Annotated in this window: 15 protein-coding genes; 10 read left to right on the top strand and 5 right to left on the bottom strand. The window is 47.4% G+C overall.

From position 1 onward, the window contains the following. Positions 1–32 precede the first annotated feature (32 nt). Positions 33–2,588 carry a DUF5686 and carboxypeptidase-like regulatory domain-containing protein gene (locus DWU89_RS00350; protein WP_115497711.1) on the top strand — a complete coding sequence of 852 codons (2,556 nt, stop codon included), beginning with the start codon at positions 33–35 and terminating at the stop codon, positions 2,586–2,588. Here DWU89_RS00350 and DWU89_RS00345 read toward each other — a convergent pair whose 3' ends face one another. The 3 genes from DWU89_RS00345 to DWU89_RS00335 all read right to left on the bottom strand — a co-directional run bounded on the left by DWU89_RS00345 (position 2,589) and on the right by DWU89_RS00335 (position 6,462). Then, positions 2,589–3,836, bottom strand: coding sequence for a BamA/TamA family outer membrane protein (locus DWU89_RS00345; protein WP_115497710.1), 1,248 nt, complete (start codon positions 3,834–3,836; stop codon positions 2,589–2,591). 51 nt (positions 3,837–3,887) lie between these two features. Beyond that, positions 3,888–5,459, bottom strand: coding sequence for a PAS domain-containing sensor histidine kinase (locus DWU89_RS00340; RefSeq protein WP_222940330.1), 1,572 nt, complete (start codon positions 5,457–5,459; stop codon positions 3,888–3,890). Positions 5,460–5,523: 64 nt separating this feature from the next. Beyond that, positions 5,524–6,462 (bottom strand): NAD(P)H-dependent flavin oxidoreductase, encoded by a 939-nt coding sequence (locus DWU89_RS00335; RefSeq protein WP_115497806.1) that lies wholly within the window; start codon positions 6,460–6,462, stop codon positions 5,524–5,526. Positions 6,463–6,629: 167 nt separating this feature from the next. Between DWU89_RS00335 and DWU89_RS00330 the strand changes: the two genes are divergently transcribed. The 4 genes from DWU89_RS00330 to DWU89_RS00315 all read left to right on the top strand — a co-directional run bounded on the left by DWU89_RS00330 (position 6,630) and on the right by DWU89_RS00315 (position 12,880). Further along, entirely contained in the window at positions 6,630–8,120 is a 1,491-nt protein-coding gene (locus DWU89_RS00330) for a sulfatase family protein (protein ID WP_392391916.1), read from the top strand. Positions 8,121–8,165: 45 nt separating this feature from the next. Next, positions 8,166–10,286 carry a M3 family metallopeptidase gene (locus DWU89_RS00325; protein WP_115497708.1) on the top strand — a complete coding sequence of 707 codons (2,121 nt, stop codon included), beginning with the start codon at positions 8,166–8,168 and terminating at the stop codon, positions 10,284–10,286. Between the two features lie 118 nt (positions 10,287–10,404). Beyond that, positions 10,405–12,522, top strand: a complete 2,118-nt coding sequence (locus tag DWU89_RS00320; RefSeq protein WP_115497805.1) for a M3 family metallopeptidase — start codon at positions 10,405–10,407, stop codon at positions 12,520–12,522. A 10-nt stretch (positions 12,523–12,532) separates the two neighbouring features. Next, positions 12,533–12,880 (top strand): MGMT family protein, encoded by a 348-nt coding sequence (locus DWU89_RS00315; protein ID WP_115497707.1) that lies wholly within the window; start codon positions 12,533–12,535, stop codon positions 12,878–12,880. Between the two features lie 17 nt (positions 12,881–12,897). Here DWU89_RS00315 and DWU89_RS00310 read toward each other — a convergent pair whose 3' ends face one another. Both DWU89_RS00310 and DWU89_RS00305 read right to left on the bottom strand, forming a co-directional pair. Then, positions 12,898–13,842: a GNAT family N-acetyltransferase gene (locus tag DWU89_RS00310; protein WP_115497706.1), complete on the bottom strand. Its 945-nt coding sequence runs from the start codon at positions 13,840–13,842 to the stop codon at positions 12,898–12,900. A gap of 8 nt (positions 13,843–13,850) precedes the next feature. Next, the gene (locus DWU89_RS00305) at positions 13,851–14,759 is read right to left on the bottom strand and encodes a DUF2156 domain-containing protein (protein ID WP_115497705.1); all 909 of its coding nucleotides are present in this window, start codon (positions 14,757–14,759) and stop codon (positions 13,851–13,853) included. 213 nt (positions 14,760–14,972) lie between these two features. On the opposite strand from DWU89_RS00305, the gene DWU89_RS00300 reads away from it, so the two are divergent. The 5 genes from DWU89_RS00300 (at position 14,973) to zwf (ending at position 21,375) form a co-directional block, all read left to right on the top strand. Next, positions 14,973–15,779, top strand: a complete 807-nt coding sequence (locus DWU89_RS00300; protein ID WP_115497704.1) for a helix-turn-helix domain-containing protein — start codon at positions 14,973–14,975, stop codon at positions 15,777–15,779. 22 nt (positions 15,780–15,801) lie between these two features. Then, a complete protein-coding gene (locus DWU89_RS00295; protein WP_115497703.1) occupies positions 15,802–16,647 on the top strand; it encodes an AraC family transcriptional regulator in 846 nt (281 codons plus the stop codon). A gap of 168 nt (positions 16,648–16,815) precedes the next feature. After that, entirely contained in the window at positions 16,816–18,192 is a 1,377-nt protein-coding gene (locus DWU89_RS00290) for an FAD-dependent oxidoreductase (protein ID WP_115497702.1), read from the top strand. A 12-nt stretch (positions 18,193–18,204) separates the two neighbouring features. Beyond that, the gene (gene gnd, locus DWU89_RS00285) at positions 18,205–19,656 is read left to right on the top strand and encodes a decarboxylating NADP(+)-dependent phosphogluconate dehydrogenase (RefSeq protein ID WP_115497701.1); all 1,452 of its coding nucleotides are present in this window, start codon (positions 18,205–18,207) and stop codon (positions 19,654–19,656) included. A 249-nt stretch (positions 19,657–19,905) separates the two neighbouring features. Beyond that, positions 19,906–21,375, top strand: coding sequence for a glucose-6-phosphate dehydrogenase (zwf, locus tag DWU89_RS00275; protein ID WP_115497699.1), 1,470 nt, complete (start codon positions 19,906–19,908; stop codon positions 21,373–21,375). Positions 21,376–21,436 lie beyond the last annotated feature (61 nt).

Below are 21,436 nucleotides of genomic sequence, written 5' to 3'. Positions count from 1 at the left end.
ATAAAGTAGAAATCTAAGGATAGAAAATTGTGATGGGGAAAAAGATTGTTTTTTTGCTGGCATCCTTATTTGTGGTATGGATAGCAAATGGACAGAATACGATAATAAAAGGAATAGTGACCGACTCGATTACTGGAGAAGGATTACCTTATGTATCTCTTATATTCAAAGGAACGACGATAGGAACGGCAACTGACGGGGACGGGAATTTCACATTCTCTACTCCGAATGCCAACAGAACCTTGGTTGTTTCTTATCTTGGATATGATACAAAAGAAGTGGGAGTCACTCCGGGCAGGACCAATAATCTGAAAATACAATTAGCGCCGAACGGAATCGCGTTGAATGAGGTCGTTGTCAAGCCGAAAAAGGAGAAATACAGCAAAAAGGAGAATCCGGCTGTGACCTTTGTAAAACAGGTGATTGCTTCACGTGAAAGCAATGACCCTCGTAATCATGACTATTTTCAATACGATCAGTATGAGAAGATGGTCTTTGCGATGAACGATTTCCATCCTAAACCCAAAAAAGACGGAAAGCCGGGCAAGTTTGATTTCCTGATTGATTTTGTCGATACACTCGATGTCGGCACGACTATTCTGCCGGTTTCGGAAAGGGAAAAGGTCGAAACGGTTTATTATCGCAAAGAGCCGAAGTCGGAAAAACGGGTTGTCAAAGGCAGCAAAGCATCCGGTGTGGATGAAATATTCTCCCGCGACGGTATCCAACAGTTCCTGAACGAGGTTTTCCGGGAAGTCGATATCTTTAAAAACGATATACCTTTGTTTCTGCAACGGTTTGTAAGCCCGCTTTCTACAATCGGACCGAACTATTACAAATATTATCTGCTCGACACGTTGGAGGTGAACGGGCGGAACTGCGTTGATCTGGGGTTTGTCCCCTTCAACTCGGAGACATTCGGTTTTACCGGGCATCTGTTTGTCACGCTCGACTCCACGTTCTTTGTGCAGAAAGCGATCCTTAACGTTCCCAAAGATATCAACTTGAACTTCGTATCCGGAATGACAATCGAACAGACGTTCGAACGTACGCCGGACAGTACCCGTATCATTACGAAAGACGATATCAATGTCAATTTCAAGTTAAGCGAAAAGTCCAAAGGCATGTATGCGCGGCGTCTGAATGTTTACAGCAACCAGTCGTTTAAGGAGCCGGATGTCGAACAGGCCCAGGTGTTTAAGGAGAGTGCGCCTGTTATTACGCTGAAAGAAGCGTATCGGCAGACGGATGAATTCTGGATAAGCAACCGTCCGGAAGAGGGGATTAAGAAGAATCCCAATTCCGTCGAGAAGCTGATGGCAAAATTCCGCTCCGTTCCGATCTTTTACATAACGGAACAGGTCGTATCGATCCTCGTTTCCGGTTATATCCCGACCAATAAGGACCCGTTGAAAAGTAAATTCGAATTTGGTCCGATGAATACGGCGATCAGTGGTAATGCGATCGAAGGAGCCCGCTTTCGTGTGGGAGGAACAACGACGACGGCATTCAGCAAAAACTTGTTCTTTGACGGTTATATGGCGTATGGGACAAAAGATGAAAAGCTGAAATATGACGCTCTTGTCGAATATTCGTTCAACGACCGTAAGGAATACCGTAAGGAGTTCCCGTTGAACTCGATCCGTTTGGAATACATGTACGACATCAACCAGTTGGGACAGCAATATATGTATGCCAGCAAAGATAATATGTTCCTGGCGTGGAAGCGTCAGAAAGATACGCGTGCCACTTATTTGCGGCAAGCCGAGTTGACTTACTATCATGAGCATTATAATGGTTTGGCTTATGGGGCTGTTGTCCGTAACCGCCGTGAATATGCTACCGAGTATGCTGTATTCGACCGTATTGGTCCGGATGGGATTATAACACCTACTAAGAGTTATGACATGACGGAGTTGGAACTGAAATTCCGTTATGCAAAGGATGAGAAGTTCTATCAGACGCGTAACCTTCGTTACCCGATTACTTTCGATGCGCTGATCTTCAATTTCAGCCATGTGATGGCGAAGAAAAACCTGTTGGGGTCGTCGTACGATTACCAGCGTACGGATATCGGCATTCAGAAACGTTTCTGGTTCTCGGCTTTCGGTTATATCGATATTATAACCAAAGCGGGAAAAGTCTGGAACAAAGTTCCTTATCCATTGTTGATCTTGCCGAATGCCAACCTTTCTTATACGATCCAGCCGGAGTCATATACGAATATGAACGCGATGGAGTTCATCAACGATGAATATGCTTCCTGGGATTTAACTTATTACATGAATGGTAACCTGTTGAACCGCATACCGATGATAAAGAAGTTGAAATGGAGGGAAGTTTTCTGTTTCCGCGGCTTGTGGGGACATCTGACTGAAAAGAATAATCCGATGAATGGTGGAGACGGCTTATATCTCTTTCCCGACGATACCTATACATTGGGAAAAGCGCCTTATATGGAAGCCAGTGTCGGTGTGGAAAACATCTTAAAGTTCCTTCGTCTGGATTATGTCTGGCGTCTGAACTATCGTGATAATCCGGGTATCCAGACGAAGGGCGTTCGTTTTATGATGCGACTGTCGTTCTGATCAGAATGCTTCCGTCATATTCATATAGACCTGCATACCTGGTTGTCCGGGCTCTTTGCCGATATCCAGCCTGAAATTCTTTCCCGGCTGCATCTGGAAACGGAGTCCGGCACCGAAATTGAATTTCCACTTGTTCCAGTCAAAAGGAGTTTCCCCGATCGTCCCGGTTCCGGCCCAGGCTACAAAACCGCATTTCGCCCAGAAGTTGCCGCTTTTGTATTTTGCCGGTGAACCGAACATATGGCGATATTCGATAATTCCGTAAGCCATCGATTTATCCCGGTATTTGCCCATATAATAGCCGCGAAGGTCGAAGGGAGAACCGAATGTCGGTAACTCCGTAAAAGGAATATCTCCCATGCCGATTTGGCTTTTGGCGATCCAGGCGAGTGTACTGCGCGGACGGAATACGTTCTTGAATTGGCGATATTCGAGTTCGATGATTTCATAATTATAAGCACCTCCGAGATATTTTCCAAACAATTTGACGTTTGTACCTAACAACATCCCTCGTGTAGGAGTTGCAACATCATCACGGGTATCATATTGGATGAGCCCGCCGATACCGACATTGAAATATTTGCTTTTAAATTTCCGGAAATAAGGATCTTCTTCCATTACCGGATTTATATCCGATGCCCGTGTATAATTCAGATCGAACAGGCCGCCTAAATAGAAATGAGGCCGTACTTCCCATACAAAACGCGGATACAGTTGGAAATAGTTTCGGTGGAATTTGGTCGTCGAATCGCTCCGCTCCAGATTTTCTGCCTTTTCAAATCCTTTGCCATAGTAATGCGAAGGCTCATTCCTGTAACCATAACTTACGTAAATGCGAAAACGGTTTTCATTGAAGAAAAATGTTCCTGCACCGGCAACAACAATGGTTCCGTTCAGCGACAGATTCAGACCGGCAGGCAGAAAGGACCGTTGTGAAACAGTATCTTGTTTGTTTATCCGGAAACTGGCTAAGACTGCACCTCCAACACCGAATGAAGCTTCCGGTGTATAAGATGGCCCTCCGAGAACGGACCACCATATATTTTTATGTGCACGAATGGAGTCTTTACGCAATTGACGGTAGTAGCGTTTTAATTGCCTTTCGTTCAGTTCCACACCGTCAACGGTGATAACTTCTTTCCGGGCTGTGCTATCTGTCGTAATAACATGACCTTGTTCTTGAGCTTTAACAGATAAAGACAGAACAAAAAAGGGAATTCCTGCAGATACAAATAGACGTTTAAGCATTGACTTTTTTAGTTTGTACGTAGCAAAAGTACAAAAAAAATCAGTTCAAAATCAGATTGGCAACCGGAACCAGAAAGTGGACCCTTCGCCTTCCTTGGAATCCACACCTATTATTCCTCCGAATTTCTCGATGATCATGGCACAAATAGGAAGCCCAAGCCCTGTTCCCTGGACGAAAGTGTTCAGCTTGACAAAGCGTTCGAATACTTTGTCTTTCTTTTCGGCAGGGATTCCGATTCCGGTATCTTTAACAAAAAAATAGATGTCTTTTTCGGATTTTTCATAGCCGAAGGTAATGCTGCCCTGTTCTGTGAATTTCATGGCATTGGTCATAAAGTTAATCATTACCTGCATAACACGGTTTTGGTCCGTATGGATAATGCATTCCGGCTGCTTTTGTACAAATTCGATCTTAACACTGTCCGGTCTTTGATTTTTCAGCTGCATTTGCTGGCAAAGGTCTTCCATCAACAGGTTAATATCCGTGTCGGAATAGTTAAAATCAAGTGTTCCTGCTTCTATTTTGGACATATCGATGATGTCATTGATCAGCTGGAGCAATAACTCGTTATTTGATGTAATGATATGAACAAATTCTTTCTTCTCTTCGGGATCGTCGGTTTCGGCCAGAAGATTGGAAAAGCCGACAATTGCATTCAAAGGCGTACGGATTTCGTGGCTCATATTCGCTAAGAAAGCTGATTTCAGTTGGTTTGCTTCATCCGCTTTCTTTACTTCATAGAGCAAATGTTCGATCCGTTTTTTATCCGAAATATCTTCGAGCTTCATCAAGCCGCCCAACATTTCGCTTCCGTCGTTTGAGTAGACCGGTATGGCGCTGATCTCGATAGTCGTATCTCCTTCGGTTATCTCGTGGCGAACTGGTTTGCCTTTCTCAACCGTATCACTTAATGCGCAATGGGGGCAAGGACTCTGACGACCCATCACAGTTTCGTAACACACTTTTCCCGCTATATACCTCCGCCCTTTAGCTATATTATTCAGGCTGGCTGTTGATTCCCATTGCACAACATAGTTTTTGTCTACATAAACAAGTCCGAAATTAATGCTGTTGAGCACCAAATCCTGTGTCTTGATGACATTTTCCAGTTTCTCTTTTGCCTGAATTAATTCTTGTTCGTATTCTTTTATCTTGGTAATGTCCCAACGGGCTATGAGAAGCCAGTGGTCATTCCCAAGCGATACAACCGATTTGCTCACAATTGTTTTGTGTAAAACCCCATCAGGAGTAAGATAATCTTCTTCCGAGCGATATTCTTTTTTATCTTTTACCAGTTGTTCGTCTATTTTTCGGTATCTCAAACCACGCTCTTCACCAAAGATATCGATATCGGAATGCCCCAATACTTCACTTTGCTTTTTGCCGGATTGAAGTTCAGCTTCTTTGTTCCAAAACTTATATTTGAAATCATCGTTGATATCTTTGACAAGTACAGGGAAAGGCATATTGTCCAATATATTCAGGCAGAATAACTGAAAGTCCGTAATTTCGGCTTCTCTGGCTTTATATGCCGCTTGCTTTTTCTTGTTTCTGATCCAGGATAACAGAAGTATGATACAAAGTGCTGTTTCAACAATCAGTATTAGAACAATAATACTCATAGCGTTAATTTAAGTACGTTAATTATTTGTTTGAATCCCTTAATTCTTGCTTGCAAAGATAATATTAAAAATGATTCAATTTTTCCACTCCTGCTTGAAAATCATCCAAAATCTCTTTCATGACCTCTGCTACAGTTTGCGATTCCCGGAATAAGGATGCTACTTGACCGATTTCGAGTTCGCCTTCTTGGAGGTTCCCCTCGAAAATACCTTTTTTAGCACGTCCTTTTCCTAACAGCTCTTTCATTTCCTCGACGGAAGCGCCACGGGCCTCGGCTTCTTCGACAGCTGTCGTAAAATCGCCTTTGATCAGACGGGTGGGAGAGAGTTTCTTCAACAGGAGCTTCGTGTCGCCTTCATTCAGGTTCAGACAGAGGTTCTTGAAGTTTTCGTGTGCCGAGCTTTCCTTCGTCAGGGCAAAACGGGTTCCGATTTGTACACCTTCGGCCCCTAAAGCGAAAGTTGCCAGCATCGCATCGCCTGTTCCGATGCCTCCGGCAGCCATTAGCGGGAGAATGGTCGCACGACGTACCGCCGGAATCAGGCATAGCGTGGTTGTCTCTTCACGCCCGTTATGTCCGCCAGCTTCAAAGCCTTCGGCAACTATGGCGTCGACACCGGCCTGTTCGCATTTGGCGGCAAACTTGGAACTGCTGACTACGTGGGCGACTTTCATTCCGTGTTCCTTCAGAAATCCGGTCCATGTTTTGGGATTGCCGGCAGAGGTGAAAACAATCTTTACATTTTCCTCTACCAATATATTCATTAATGCGTCGATTTCCGGATACATCAAAGGCACATTTACCCCGAAAGGCTTGTCGGTCGCAGCCTGGCATTTGCGGATATGGTCACGCAGCACGTCCGGATGCATGGAACCAGCGCCGATCAGACCTAAACCGCCTGCATTACTCACTGCGGAAGCAAGCCTCCAACCACTGCACCAAACCATTCCACCCTGTATAACCGGATATTGAATATCGAAAAGTTCGCAAATTCTGTTCATTTTCATCAATAATTTTATTTGTACAAGTGCAATATTAGCGAAAAATGTGTAACAGCATTTCACTACTATCATTATATTTGCGGATTATTACATGTTTTAAGTTAAGACTGTTATAATCTAACGCTCAAATACAAAATAAGCAAATGAAACACTGTTTACTCCCCTTGATGGGTGCTTTCTCTTTACCGCTTCTGGCACAGACTTCGCCGCAGAAGCCGAATATCGTCGTGATTGTTGCCGACGATTTGGGATATGGAGACCTCAGTTGTTACGGCGCGACAGCTATCAGTACTCCCGGCATGGACCGGATCGCCAATGAAGGACTGCGCTTTACACAAGGCTATTGTACGGCGGCGACTTCTACGCCGAGCCGCTATTCCCTGTTGACCGGTCTTTATCCCTGGACAAACACGGAAGCCAAGATTCTTCCGGGAAATGCAGCATTGATTATCAATACGCAGCAGGTGACATTGCCGAAAGTCCTGAAGCAGGCCGGTTATGTGACCGGTTCGGTCGGCAAATGGCATTTGGGATTGGGCGACGGAGCGGTAGACTGGAATAAAACGGTCTATCCGGGAGCAAAAGAAATCGGTTATGACTATTCGTTTATCCAGGCGGCAACCAATGACCGGGTTCCCTGTATCTTTATTGAAAACGGCAAAGGTGTCGGTTTGCAGCCGGACGATCCTTTGTATGTCAGCTATCGGGAAAACTTCCCCGGCGAGCCGACCGGCAAGGATAATCCGGAGCTGTTGCGTATGCATCCGAGCGTAGGGCATGCCGGAGCGATTGTGAACGGCGTTCCCCGTATCGGTTTCCAGAAGGGCGGAAAGGCGGCTCAATGGAAAGACGAAGACATGGCAGAACTGTTCCTTGAGAAAGCCAAGACTTTCATGAAGGAAAATAAGGACAAGCCGTTTTTCCTGTATTACGGATTACATCAGCCGCATGTGCCTCGCGTGCCGAATCAGAAGTTTGCCGGCAAATCCGGCATGGGACCGCGTGGAGACGTGATTCTGGAAGCGGATTGGTGTGTGACGGAGTTTCTGAAAGAGATGGACCGGCTCGGACTGACGGAAAATACGTTGGTTATTTTCTCAAGCGATAACGGTCCTGTCCTGGACGACGGCTATCAGGATCAAGCGGTCGAGTTGGTCGGTAACCATAAGATTGCCGGTCCTTACCGCGGTGGCAAGACGAGTTTGTATGACGGAGGAACTTGTATTCCTTTCCTGCTCCGCTGGCCGGCGGTGGTTAAACCGGGCGTATCGGATGCTTTGGTTTGCCAGATGGATCTTTTGGCCTCTTTGGCAGCACTCACGGGACAGGCTTATCCGGATAAGACGGATAGCCAGAATACGTTGCCGGTCTTTTTGGGCAATAGTGATCAGGGACGCCGGGAACTGGTGATTGAAGGTTATTATAATTATGCTTTCCGCCAGGGTGATTGGGTGATGATCCCGCCTTATCCGGATTATTATGGCGACAAGGAAGAAGCTGAATTTGCAGGCTTTAGCGATTGCTACCAATTGTATAACGTCAAAGAGGACCCGGGGCAGCAGAATAATCTGGCAACAAAAGAACCGCGCCGCCTGCGGCAGATGATGATGCGTTTTGAACAATTAAAAAGAGAAACCGGTAAAAAGACCAATTTTTAGTAGAATTGGCTACCTTTGCCATTAGAATAAATTAATAGTACAGACATGAACAAAACACTTATGGCTGCCGGTCTGGCAGTTGTTTTAGGGGCATGTAACTCCACGAAGAAAGGCGATGTCGCAGATACAGCGGTTGTAAATCCTTTCTTTACCGAGTACACGACGCCGTTTGGTGTTCCTCCATTTGATCAGATCAAGGTTGAACACTACAAGCCTGCCTTCCTGAAAGGAATGGAAGAGCACGTTGCAGAAGTAGACGCTATCGTCAACAACCCGGACGAGGCTACTTTTGAAAATACGATTGTTGCACTGGATCAGAGCGGAGAGTTGTTGACGAAAGTCGCCTATGCTTTCAGCGGACAAGCCAGTGTTAATACGAATGATGAAATCCAGGCGCTTGAACAGGAACTTTCACCGTTGCTTTCCAAACATTCGGATGACATCAGCCTGAATCCTAAACTCTTTGCCCGTGTGAAATCCGTATATGAGAACCAGGCTAAATTCGATCTGAACAAGGAACAGAAGAAGTTGCTGGAAGAAACATACAAAGGGTTTGTACGTGGCGGCGCTAATCTGGACGCTGACAAGCAGGCCCAGCTTCGTAAGCTGAACGAGCAGATTTCCTTGTTGGAGCTTACTTTCGGGCAGAACACGCTGAAAGAAACGAATGCTTTCCAACTGGTTGTCGATAAGAAGGAAGACCTTTCCGGCCTGCCCGAAACATTGGTAGCCGCAGCAGCTGCCGCAGCCAAAGAGGCAGGAATGGAGGGCAAATGGGTGTTCACGCTGCATAATCCGAGTGTGATGCCGTTCCTGCAATATGCGGACAACCGCGCTTTGCGTGAGAAAATCTATAATGCCTACATCAGCCGTGGCAATAACAACAATGCAAACGACAATAAGGATGTGATCAAAAAACTGGTTACCGCCCGCTTGGAAAAGGCTAAGTTGTTAGGTTACGAAGACTTTGCCGCATATGTCCTGGAAGAAAACATGGCAAAGAACGAAAAGAACGTCTACGACCTGTTGAACAAGATTTGGACACCGGCATTGGCAAAGGCAAAAGAAGAGCTGGCCGATATCAATGCCGAAATCAAGAAAGAAGGCGGTAACTTCGAGGCTGAAGGCTGGGACTGGCGTTATTATTTCGAGAAAGCCAAGATCGCAAAGTTCGATCTGGATGAGAACGAGGTTCGTCCGTATCTGGAGCTGAACAATGTCCGTGAAGGCGCTTTCTATGTGGCAAATAAGCTGTATGGCATCACCTTTACCGCGTTGCAGAATATGCCGCTTCCCGATCCGGATGCACAGGTTTTTGAATGCAAGGACAAAGACGGCTCTTCATTGGGCGTGCTCTATATGGACTTCTTTACCCGTCCCGGAAAGAGCGGCGGCGCTTGGTGTGGCGGCTATCGGGATCAGACTTATAAAGACGGTAAACGTGTCGCTCCGATTGTAACCACCGTATTCAACTTCAGCAAACCGGCAGAAGGACAGCCTGCATTATTAAGCGCCGACGAAGCAGGAACCGTATTCCATGAGTTCGGACATGCTCTGAACGGACTGTTCGCCGATGTGCATTACAACGGTGTATCCGGTGTCCCCCGCGATTTTGTGGAACTTCCTTCACAGGTGATGGAGCATTGGGTGTTCGAACCGGAAGTGCTGAAAGTTTATGCCAAACATCATAATACAGGCGAAGTGATCCCGCAAGCAATTGTCGATAAAATCGTTAAGAGTGGGAAATACGGACAGGGTTTTGCAACAACCGAATATGTGGCATCTTCTTTATTGGATATGGATTATCATATTTTGAAAGAGATTCCTGCTGATTTGGATATAGAGAAGTTTGAAGCAAATGCAATGTATGGTCGCGGGTTGTTGAAACAGATTGCTCCCCGTTATTGGGGAACTTATTTCGGTCATACGATGGAAGGCGGTTACACAGCCGGTTATTACAGTTATATCTGGGCGGAAGTCCTGGATTGCGATGCTTTCGAGGCATTCAAGGAAACCGGCGATATCTTCAATCCCGAAGTGGCTGCCAAATTCCGTACGTATGTACTGTCTCCGGGCGGTATTGACGAAGGCATGGTTATGTACAGAAACTTCCGGGGCAAAGAACCGAGCATCGATCCGTTGTTGCGGAACAGAGGTCTGAAATAAAACGGATGGGCATGGAATTTTAGTTTCATGCCCATGGAACAGAAAATGCATGGGCATGGAATTTAAAATACATGCCTATGCAATTTTTTATTATTCACATAAAAAACAAGAGAAAAGAATGAAGAGAACATTTATGGCAGCCGGCTTAGCCGTCGTGTTGAGCGCATGCGGTTCACCTGAAAAAGGTGCAGATGCAGCCCAGGAGGGAAACCCTTTCCTGACAGAGTTTACCACACCGTTTGGTGTCCCTCCGTTCGATAAGATCACTTTGGCCGATTACAAACCGGCATTCCTGCAAGGCATGGAAGAGCAGAAGCAGGAAATCGACGCCATCGTAAAACAGCGGTCCGTGCCGGACTTTGAAAACACGATTGTTGCACTCGATCAGAGCGGTCGCCTGTTGAAACGGGTCAGTTCCGTGTTTTATGGTCAGAACAGTGTGAATACAAATGATGAAATGCAGGCGCTGAGCCGGGAACTTTCCCCGCTACTTTCCAAGCATAATGACGACATCAGCCTTAATCCGGCGCTCTTTGCCCGCGTGAAAGAGGTTTATGACAACCAGGCTAAATTCAATCTGGACAAGGAACAGAAGAAATTATTAGAAGAAACATATAAGGACTTTGTGCGGGGCGGTGCCAATCTGCCGGCCGACAAACAGGAGAAGTTGCGTGAACTGAACAGCGGTATTTCCATGCTCCAGCTCACTTTCGGACAGAATATGTTGAAAGAAACGAACGATTTCCAGTTGGTGATCGATAAGAAGGAAGACCTTTCCGGCCTGCCCGAAAGCCTGATTGCGAATGCGGCCAAAGCGGCTAAAGCTGCCGGGATGGACGGCAAATGGCTTTTCACGCTTCATAATCCGAGTGTAATGCCGTTCCTGCAATATGCCGATAACCGCGCTTTGCGTGAGAAAATCTTTAAAGGTTATATCAATCGGGGAAATAATGGAAATGACGCAGATAATAATAAAGTCGTTCGCGATCTGATCACGCTGCGTCTGGAAAAGGCCAAGCTGATGGGATATGACGATTATGCCTCTTTCGTCCTGGAAGACCGCATGGCAAAGACTTCGGATAAGGTGTATGCTTTGCTGGATGAAGTCTGGACTCCGGCTTTAGCTAAAGCCAAGATGGAACTGGCCGACATCAATGCCGAAATCAAGAAAGAAGGCGGCAATTTCGAGGCGGAAGGCTGGGACTGGCGTTATTATTTCGAGAAAGCTAAAAAGGCTAAGTTCGATCTGGATGAAAACCAGGTGCGTCCTTACTTGAAATTGGATAATGTGCGCGATGGCGCTTTCTATGTGGCGAACAAGCTGTATGGCATCACATTTACTCCGGTTAACAATATTCCGCTTCCTCATCCCGAAGCGCAGGCTTTCGAGTGCAAGGATAAAGACGGAAGTTATTTAGGAATCCTCTATTTTGACTTCTTCCCGCGTGCAAGCAAGAGGGGCGGAGCCTGGTGTGGAACCTATCGTTCGCAAACTTACCAGGATGGCAAACGCCTCGGCCCGATTGTCACGATCGTTTGCAACTTCAGCCAGCCGGCGGAAGGGCAACCTGCTCTGTTAAGTGCCGATGAAGCGGAAACGTTGTTCCATGAATTTGGTCATGGCTTGCATAATCTCTTCAAGGATGTGCACTATTATGGCGTGTCGGGCGTTCCCCGCGACTTTGTGGAATTACCTTCACAAGTGATGGAACATTGGGTGTTCGAGCCGGAAGTTTTGAAAGTATATGCCAAACATTACCAGACGGGCGAAGTGATTCCGGCAGCTCTGATCGAGAAGTTGGATAAGAGCGGCAAATACGGACAAGGATTTGCAACGACCGAATATTTGGCGGCTTCTCTGTTGGATATGGATTATCATGTGTTGAAAGAAATTCCTGCCGATCTGGATGTGATGAAGTTTGAAAATGAGACGTTGGGCAAACGCGGCCTGATCCGCCAGATTCCGTCCCGCTATCGTACGACTTATTTCAACCACACGATGGGCGGTGGTTATACGGCCGGTTATTACAGTTATATCTGGGCGGAAGTTTTAGATGCCGATGCTTACGAAGCCTACAAAGAAACCGGCGATATCTTTAATCCTGAAGTGGCTGCCAAATTCCGTACCTACATCCTGACACCGGGCGGAATTGACGATGCAATGGATATGTACAAGAACTTCCGCGGAAAGGAACCGAATACGGAGCCTTTATTGAAGAACAGAGGTCTTAAATAACTATTGTAATATGTCTGACTTGGATAAAGAAGATTTCAAGCAAGCTGTTTATCAGATGGTCCGGTATGTTCCGAAAGGTCGCGTCACCAGTTATGGCGCGATTGCCCGGGCCATCGGATATCCCAATATGTCCCGTCTTGTCGGGCGTGTGTTGGGGCATATTCCTTCTTTCGAGTCAGACATTCCTGCCCATCGTGTCGTGAACAGCCAGGGAATCCTTTCCGGGAAAGATGCGTTCGGCACTCCGGAGCGGATGCAGAAACTGCTGGAAGCAGAAGGCGTAACTGTCATTAATGACCGGATCCAAAACTGGAAATCTGTCTTCTGGAATCCGTTGAAAGAAGTCGGTCTGGAGTAAACAACCTTGTCTATGGACTAATCGAGCATCAGGCTCATATAGGCTTCCCGGCTCTGATAACCAAGCAACAGACGCGTCAGTGATTGCGTTTCCATCTCTTTCAGTTCCCCGATGTTCAGCACGGAGTTTTCATGGGTGGATGCCCAATGATGTATAAGGCGGTCACGATCAAGCACACGTGCCATTCCTAACGGAAAAGTGCCCGGCCCGGTGAAAGAAGTCCGGTAAATAGCCTTCTCTACATTATTTTGCGTCGTTGCTTCCTGAAGGAGCAAATTCTTAATATGATCATTGTCGTACATCAACTCCCTGACATAAATATGGTCGCCGGCAGGATAGAAAAAGATCATCCCGATCGGCTCTTCCCGGACATTCAGGGCAGTCAGCATTTGTCCGCCGGACTGTTGCAGGTCGCGCAGGATTGTGACGAAGTCGTCATAGCCGTGCAACACATAGCAAGTGCGTTCACGCTGTTTCTTATCGAAGAATTTATAAAGGGTTTCCATGGAAGGAACTTCCGGCGGGACAATCAATATGCCTTGTTCCCAAGCAATCTCGTAAGGGCGGATATAAGTCTCTTCCGAGTAGTCGAAAGCCTCCGTATAGCCTAAGTCACGATAATAATCGAACAGCCAGGGATCGGCCGGTATGATAACCGTCAGGGCCACTTTCCGGCTTTTCATCACTTCGAAGGCTTCCGTTATCAACTGGCGCATAAGTCCCTGGCCGCGTTCGGAAGGAAGCGTACAGGCTCCATAGATGTAATTTACGGATATTTCCGTTCCGTAATAGGTCATGACATACGGAAGCATTTGAAGGGCGGAAACGATCTTCCCGTCTTTTTCTATAAACAAAGCGTTCTCCTTTTTATAGACGCGGTCGAAGAACAGGCTGATAAATTCTTCGCTGTCGTCGAAAGAGGTACGCCATAGATCGATCAATTGAGGCTTGTTGTTATCCATTGTTCATTTTATTTTGCAGGTTTCTTTATTGCTGCGGATTTTTCCAATAGAATGAACGGGTTATACGAAAGTTTAGCCTTACGCAGGCCGGGAATACCCAAGTCTTCCTCCCGGTTCACATAGATGTACTTTTCCGGCAGGTGAGAGGCAAATTCTTTGTTGATAACAGCATAAGCGCCCTCATAGTTCACATCCGCCTTTTCGACATGTACGCCGAATGTGTTATGATTGATCGGAGCACCGAAGGAGAAAGCGACTATCTGATGATCTACGCAGATGGCGCCGCCTATCAACCCCAATTCGTTGAAATGATTCAGGGCGTAGTTCATGGAACGGCGTTCGTCGTTCAGATCCTCTTCGTCATTGTCTATCCGGTTCGCCTTATACCACTTACATTCGAGTTGGAGGCATTCGGGAACCAGTTCCGGCGTGATAGGAATATATTTATATTCGTAGTTCTTATTGAAGTTGTTGATATGATTGCGTTTCGACTGGTACTTTTTCCCTTTCAGGGTTGCCAGGTCTTCGCGCAGGTAGATATAATCGAAATAGTCCCGTTCGGGGATATAAAAGAATCCGCCGGGGATTGCCTTTTCCAGTTCTTCTTTGGCATCGGATGTGACGCCTAACATACAAAGCGGATGCCCTTGTTCGAGGGAATCGGCTTCTAACAATTCGATCGCCTTTTGCAGGTTTCCCTGTCCGGTAGGCGTCATATAGGCAACTCTTGTCTTATTTTCGATCCAGAAACGGATCAGCAGGCAACCGTCTACGACAGCATATTCGCTGTCATACAAGAACCGCCAACTACAGATATTAGAAAATGAATAATCGCAATTCTTGTAATTGCTCGGTATTGTAAAAGAGGTTATAATGTCTTTATCTTCGATTTTGATCGGTTTAAACGGTATCTTCATCTTTTTCTTTTTTTGAGGTACAAATATAGAACTAATTAATATGTATGAATGTTTTCAGAGAAAGAAATTCAATCAATTCTGTATATCGCCGGATAAACTCTATAAATGTTATTAATAGGGCTTTAAGTAAATATAAAAATGATTGTACTTATTAAACTTACTTCTATCTTTAAATGTTCGAAGTGCAATGTTTTATTTTAAAGTAAAAAGAATATGAGCACAGAAAAAATATTACCGATTGATCTCTATCATGCCGTGTCGACTGCAAATCTGACATTGGAAAGTTCTTTAAAAATCATTCACGTCGAAGCCGGGCAGGATTATGATCTGTTTCCGATGGACGCAGGGACTCTTGCCGTGATTTGCCGGGGTGGAAGGTTTGTTTCTAAAGCCCTCGACCAGGAGTTTTCTATAACAGCCGGACAGGTTCTTTTGGCGGCAACAGATGATATCAAGGAAATATCCCGCTTCTCGGAAACAGGCTTTGAAGGGGTTGTTATTTATGCCAGCAGTGATCTGCTGATCAATCGGCAGAGGCTGATGTACCGGGATATTACGCCGGATGAGATGGAGGAAACCGATCTTTACATCCGGTTGATACAGTCTCAGATCGAACGGATGAGCGATGTCCGCGTTAAAGTGGTAGAATCGTTATTGCGTGCCCTGATTTTCTATCTTCAGCAGGGCGGCCATGTTGCAGACGACCGGGATAGCCGGATTCCGCCTATGTTTTACGATTTCGCATTGCTGATAAGTCGCTATCATCATTATCCGGTCTATTATTATGCAGAGAAATTGGGCATGACTTCTATGGAACTGAATAGTAAATGTAAATCATATTCCGGCGTATCGGCGGCAGAATGGATCAGCCAGTATGTCTTGCTTGAAGCAAAAGACCTGCTGATCAAGACCCGCCTGCGACCTTCCCGTATCGCTGTGATGCTGAATTTCTCAAATTATGATACCTTTGCACGTTGGTTCAGACGCCATACCGGGGAATTGCCGGGAAACTGGAGGTAATTGAAAATTAAAGATTAATACCATGAAATGGACATTTGAAAACGCTAAAATAAAAGGGCGGATCATTCTGACAGATTCGCTTCATGAAGACGTCGGCCTTCTGAAAGATAAAACCCTGTATAAGTTTATTTGGGTAAGCTCCGGAGAGGTTGAACTGGATATCGATCATCAACAAATCATCCTGAAGGAAGGACAGTTGGTGCCGCTTTCCCATTTGCACCATCTGGAATTTGTGCGTGTGGAGGGCGTTTGTTATACGTTGATGTTCAACAGTAACTTCTATTGCATACACGGAAATGACCATGAGGTTTCTTGTAACGGATTGCTGTTTCATGGCTCGTCGCATGTGCTGACTTTTGTTCTTTCGGAAGAGGAACGGCGGAAGATCGACACGCTGACAGGGATCATGCAGGAGGAGTTTCAGAGTTCCGACCACTTGCAGGATGAGATGCTCCGGGTTTTGTTGAAACGCTTTATCATTTTATGTACGCGCATAGCGGAAGACAGGCAAGGTGTTGTCCGGGAGAACAGTTTCCAGTTCGAGACGATCCGCAAGTTCCATGTCCTGGTCGATACTTATTTCAAGGAGAAGAAGCAGGTGCAGGAATATGCGGATATGCTCAACAAGTCGCCGAAGACATTAGCGAATATCCTTTCATCCTATCATCAGCCATCTGCCATTCGCATTATCCACAACCGTATCCAGGCGGAAGCCGAACGCCTGCTGCTCTACACCTCCAAAAGTTCGAAGGAGATTGCCCTGATGCTTGGTTTTGAAGATCAGGCAACATTCAGCCGCTTCTTTAAGAACGCAACAGGGTTGAGCACGACCGAATACCGGCGGCAGCACAAAAAGGAGACTGTGTAGAAAACAGGGAATATTGCCAAATCTAAGGGTAAAATCACTATCCTCTGAAATATAAGGGGTCTGTATTTTTGCATCATAGAAAAAACAGATCAATTAATAGATGCTTACCGGGAACAATCAGGTTTAATGAAATGTTTCTTAAGTAGAAAACAAAGGAGGACACGAAAAATGAAAAAGTATGATGCAATTATCATTGGTTTTGGAAAAGGCGGAAAAACACTGGCTGCGGATTTAGGCAATCGCGGATGGAGTGTCGCCGTTGTTGAACGCTCGAAAGAAATGTATGGCGGGACATGTATCAATATCGGATGTATTCCGACAAAGGTCCTGGTTCATCTTTCCAAAGTTGCCCAGTATAATCATTATACAACCTTCGAACAACGCGCCGAAGCCTTCCACAAGGCGATCGTGGAAAAAAGAAAGATCACGGCCGACCTCAGGCAGAAGAATTTCGATAACCTGGACAGTAAAGATTCTGTGACTGTTTATACGGGCACCGCTTCCTTTCGTTCTCCTTATGAAATAGAAGTGAAAACCGATGGCGAAACGATCATGTTGCAGGGGGAGAAGATATTCATCAATACCGGAGCCTCGACTGTTATCCCTTCTATCAAAGGAATCAAAAATAATCCGTTTGTTTATACCAGCACTTCCATTATGGAGTTGGACAAACTGCCTCGCCGCTTAGCGATAGTCGGAGGCGGTTATATTGGGCTCGAGTTTGCTTCGATCTTTGCTAACTTCGGTTCGGAGGTCACGGTGTTGGAAGGCGGCGATAAGTTTATTCCGCGTGAAGACCGTGATATCGCTGAAGCCGTGAAAACGGTTTTAGAAAAGAAAGGTATGTCGATCCGGCTGAATGCCGTCGTGCAGGAGATCGAACGGGATTCGGACAAGGCAACCGTCGTTTACCGCGATGCCTTGAGTGGTGAAACGATCCGCGTGGAAGCCGATGCGATCCTGCTGGCCACCGGACGCCGTCCGAACACCGAAGGTCTGAACCTGGAAGCAGCCGGAGTGAAACTGACGGAACGCGGGGCTATCGATGTGGACGACCGCTTGCATACGACTGTCAACAATATATGGGCGATCGGGGATGTGCGCGGCGGCCTGCAGTTCACCTATCTTTCGCTGGACGACTACCGGATTATCCGGGACGAACTTTTTGGCGACGGGAAACGCAATACCGGTGACCGGGAAGCAGTCGCTTATTCGGTCTTTATCGATCCGCCCCTGTCGCACGTCGGTCTGAACGAAGAGCAGGCGCGCCGGACGGGACGGCATATAAAAGTATCCAAAGTGATTGCCGCCACAATGCCCCGGACCCGCACGGTCGGGCAGACGGAAGGCCTGCTGAAAGCGGTGATCGACGTCGATACGAACCAGATTCTGGGCTGTACGCTGTTCTGTGCCGAGTCGAGCGAGATCATCAATCTGGTTGCGCTAACGATGCGTACGGATAACAATTATGTCCTCCTTCGTGACAATATTTTCACTCATCCTTCCATGAGCGAATCACTGAATGATTTATTCAACATAAAATAAAACAAATAAGAAATGAAAGCAGATATAGGATTGATCGGGCTTGCCGTGATGGGCGAGAACCTGGCGCTGAATATGGAAAGCAAAGGCTTTACCGTAGCCGTATATAACCGTAGCGCCCCCGGGGAAGAGGGCGTCGTGGACCGTTTTACAGGCGGTCGCGGAAAAGGAAAACATTTCATCGGAACACATTCCATCGAGCAGTTGGTCGAGGCGGTCAAGCGTCCGCGTAAGATCATGATGATGGTCAAAGCAGGCCGTCCGGTGGACGAACTGATTGCGCAATTGACGCCGTTTCTGTCGCCTGGCGATGTGATTATCGATGGAGGAAATTCAGATTTCCACGACACCGAACGTCGTGTGAAAGAAGTGGAAGAGAAAGGCATGTACTTCGTCGGGACCGGCATCTCGGGTGGCGAAGAAGGCGCCTTGCACGGCCCGTCCGTGATGCCCGGAGGTTCGGCCCAAGCCTGGCCGTTAGTGAAAGACATCCTGCAGGGCATTGCTGCCAAGCTGGACGACGGAACGCCCTGTTGCGAATGGATCGGAGCGGGCGGAGCCGGCCATTTCGTAAAGATGGTACACAACGGGATCGAGTATGGCGACATGCAGCTTATTTCCGAGGCATATGCATTGCTGAAACACCGCAAGGGCTTGGACAATGACGCGCTGGCTGTCGTTTTCGATGAATGGAACGGAGGCGAGCTGGATAGTTTTCTGATCGAGATCACCTCCAATATCCTGCGTTTTCGCGATGAAGACGGAAAGCCGCTGCTCGATAAAATACTGGACGTCGCCGGACAAAAAGGCACAGGCAAATGGAGTGCGATTGCGGCAATGGACGAGAACGATCCGCTTACGTTGATCACGGAAGCTGTTTACGCCCGTCTGCTTTCCGCCCTCTATCCTGAACGCATAAAAGCTAATGGTCTGTATGATGAGCCGGTGAAAGTGAATGAAGAATTAAAGATTGAAGATGTACGGCAGGCATTGTATGCGGCTAAGTTAGTCTCCTATGCGCAAGGCTTTTCTCTGCTTCGCCGGGCTTCCGAACATTATGGATGGGAATTGGATTACGGGACGATTGCCCGTATCTGGCGCAAAGGATGCATCATCCGTTCCGTCTTCCTGCAAAAGATTACGGAGGCTTACAGGAAGAATCCGGAACTGGAAAACCTGTTGTTCGACGACTTTTTCCGTGACAAGATCCGTGCGGCTCTTCCCGCTTGGCGCCAGGTGGTGGCGGAAGGCGCACTCGGCGGCGTGGCTTTGCCTGCCATGAGTTCCGCCCTGAATTACTTCGACGGATTGCGAACGCTCCACTCGGCGGCCAACCTGATTCAGGCGCAGCGCGATTATTTCGGTGCACATACTTACGAACGGACCGACCGCGAGCGGGGACATTTCTTCCACACCAACTGGACTGGCGAGGGAGGCAACACGGTTTCCGGAACGTATAGCGTTTAAAATGACTTTCCGGGATTCCGGAAACCTTCAAAAACGTTGCGCGGAGCTTTCCGGAGTTCCGGAAACCTTCAAACGGGTCGTTTGGCCATTTCCGGAAGTCCGGACGCCTTCAAACACGCTGCGCGGAGCTTTCCGGGGTCTCGGAAACCTTCAAACGGGGCGTTTAGCCTTTTCCGGAAGTCCGGACATCTTCAAACACGTTGCGCGAAGCTTTCCGGAGTTCCCGAAACTATTAAATTAAAGAAACAAATGAAAACAGCAAGCGATCAATTATTAGTTATATTCGGAGCCTCCGGCGACCTGACGGGACGGAAGCTCCTGCCTTCGCTTTATGAACTGCATGTGCGGGGATTATTGCCGGAGCGTTTTTGCATCTTAGGTGCAGCCCGCACGGATTATTCAGACGACGAATACCGTGTCCTCGAGAAGGCACACATCCGGGAAGCCCTGAAAAAGAAAGAGGTGGACGAAGCCGAACTGGACAACTTCCTCCGCCGCGTCTTTTACCTCTCGTTCGATTCGACCAACGCCTCCGAATATGGCAAACTGAAGGACCGTATCCACCAGTTACAGCATGAGGAGCAGTTGCCTGACAAGATCATCTACTATCTTGCCACGCCACCCCTGATGTACGAACTGATCCCGGCCTGCCTGAAAGAAAGCGGGCTAAACGTTCCGGAGAAAGCCGACGGTTGGCGCCGGGTGATCGTGGAGAAGCCTTTCGGCACGAGCCTCGAATCGGCACAGAAACTGAACAAACATCTTTGTCACATCTTTGACGAAGAAGAAATCTACCGTATCGACCATTATCTGGGAAAAGAGACGGTGCAGAACATCCTGGTGCTCCGCTTTTCCAACGGTATATTCGAGCCGCTGTGGAACCGCAACTATATCGACTCGATCGAGATCAGCGCTTCCGAAACATTAGGCGTTGAGAACCGGGGAAAGTATTATGACGGAGCAGGCGCCCTGCGCGACATGATCCAGAACCATTTGATGCAACTCATGGCGTTTACGGCTATGGAGTCGCCTTCGGTCTTCGATCCTGAGCCGATCCGCGACGAGATCGTGAAGGTCTTCCGCGCCCTGCGTCCTTATAAGACGCACGATATGGACCACCTGATTGTCCGCGGCCAGTACGACGGATACCGGACGGAGAAGAATGTTGCCACCGACTCGACGACGGAGACATACGTGGCCATGAAGATGTTCATCGACAACTGGCGTTGGAGCGACGTCCCCTTCTATATCTTTACGGGCAAGAAATTGCCGGAAAAGAGTTCGGAGATCGTGGTGAACTTCAAGTCGACGCCTCACCAGCTGTTTGCCGGGCAGTGTTCGGGAGGTTCTTGCAACAAGCTGATCATCCGCATCCAGCCGGACGAGAGCATCACGCTGAAGTTCGGCCTGAAGATGCCGGGCGCCGGTTTTACGGTGAAACAGGTGGGAATGGATTTCCGCTACGATTCGCTCTCGAAGAGCTATCTGCCGGACGCCTACGAACGCCTCTTGCTCGACGCCATGCTGGGCGACTCGACTTTGTACGCCCGCAGCGATGCCTTGGAAGCCAGCTGGCGCTTGATCGATCCGATCCTTCACCACTGGAAAGAAGAAGGAGCAAAGAACCTCTTCTTCTACGCCCCCGGTGAAGACGGCCCGCTCGAAAAAGCCCGCTTGGGCATGGTGCCGAAGGATTGCCCTTGCCAGACTTGCGGGTAATAATTTGCCAATGTGCAAATATGGCGCTTCGCTAAATGTGCCAATGAGAGTGTATTGTATT

The organism is Parabacteroides acidifaciens, from assembly GCF_003363715.1.
Taxonomy (GTDB): Bacteria; Bacteroidota; Bacteroidia; order Bacteroidales; family Tannerellaceae; genus Parabacteroides; species Parabacteroides acidifaciens.
This window is presented reverse-complemented; position numbering and strand designations above follow the sequence as displayed.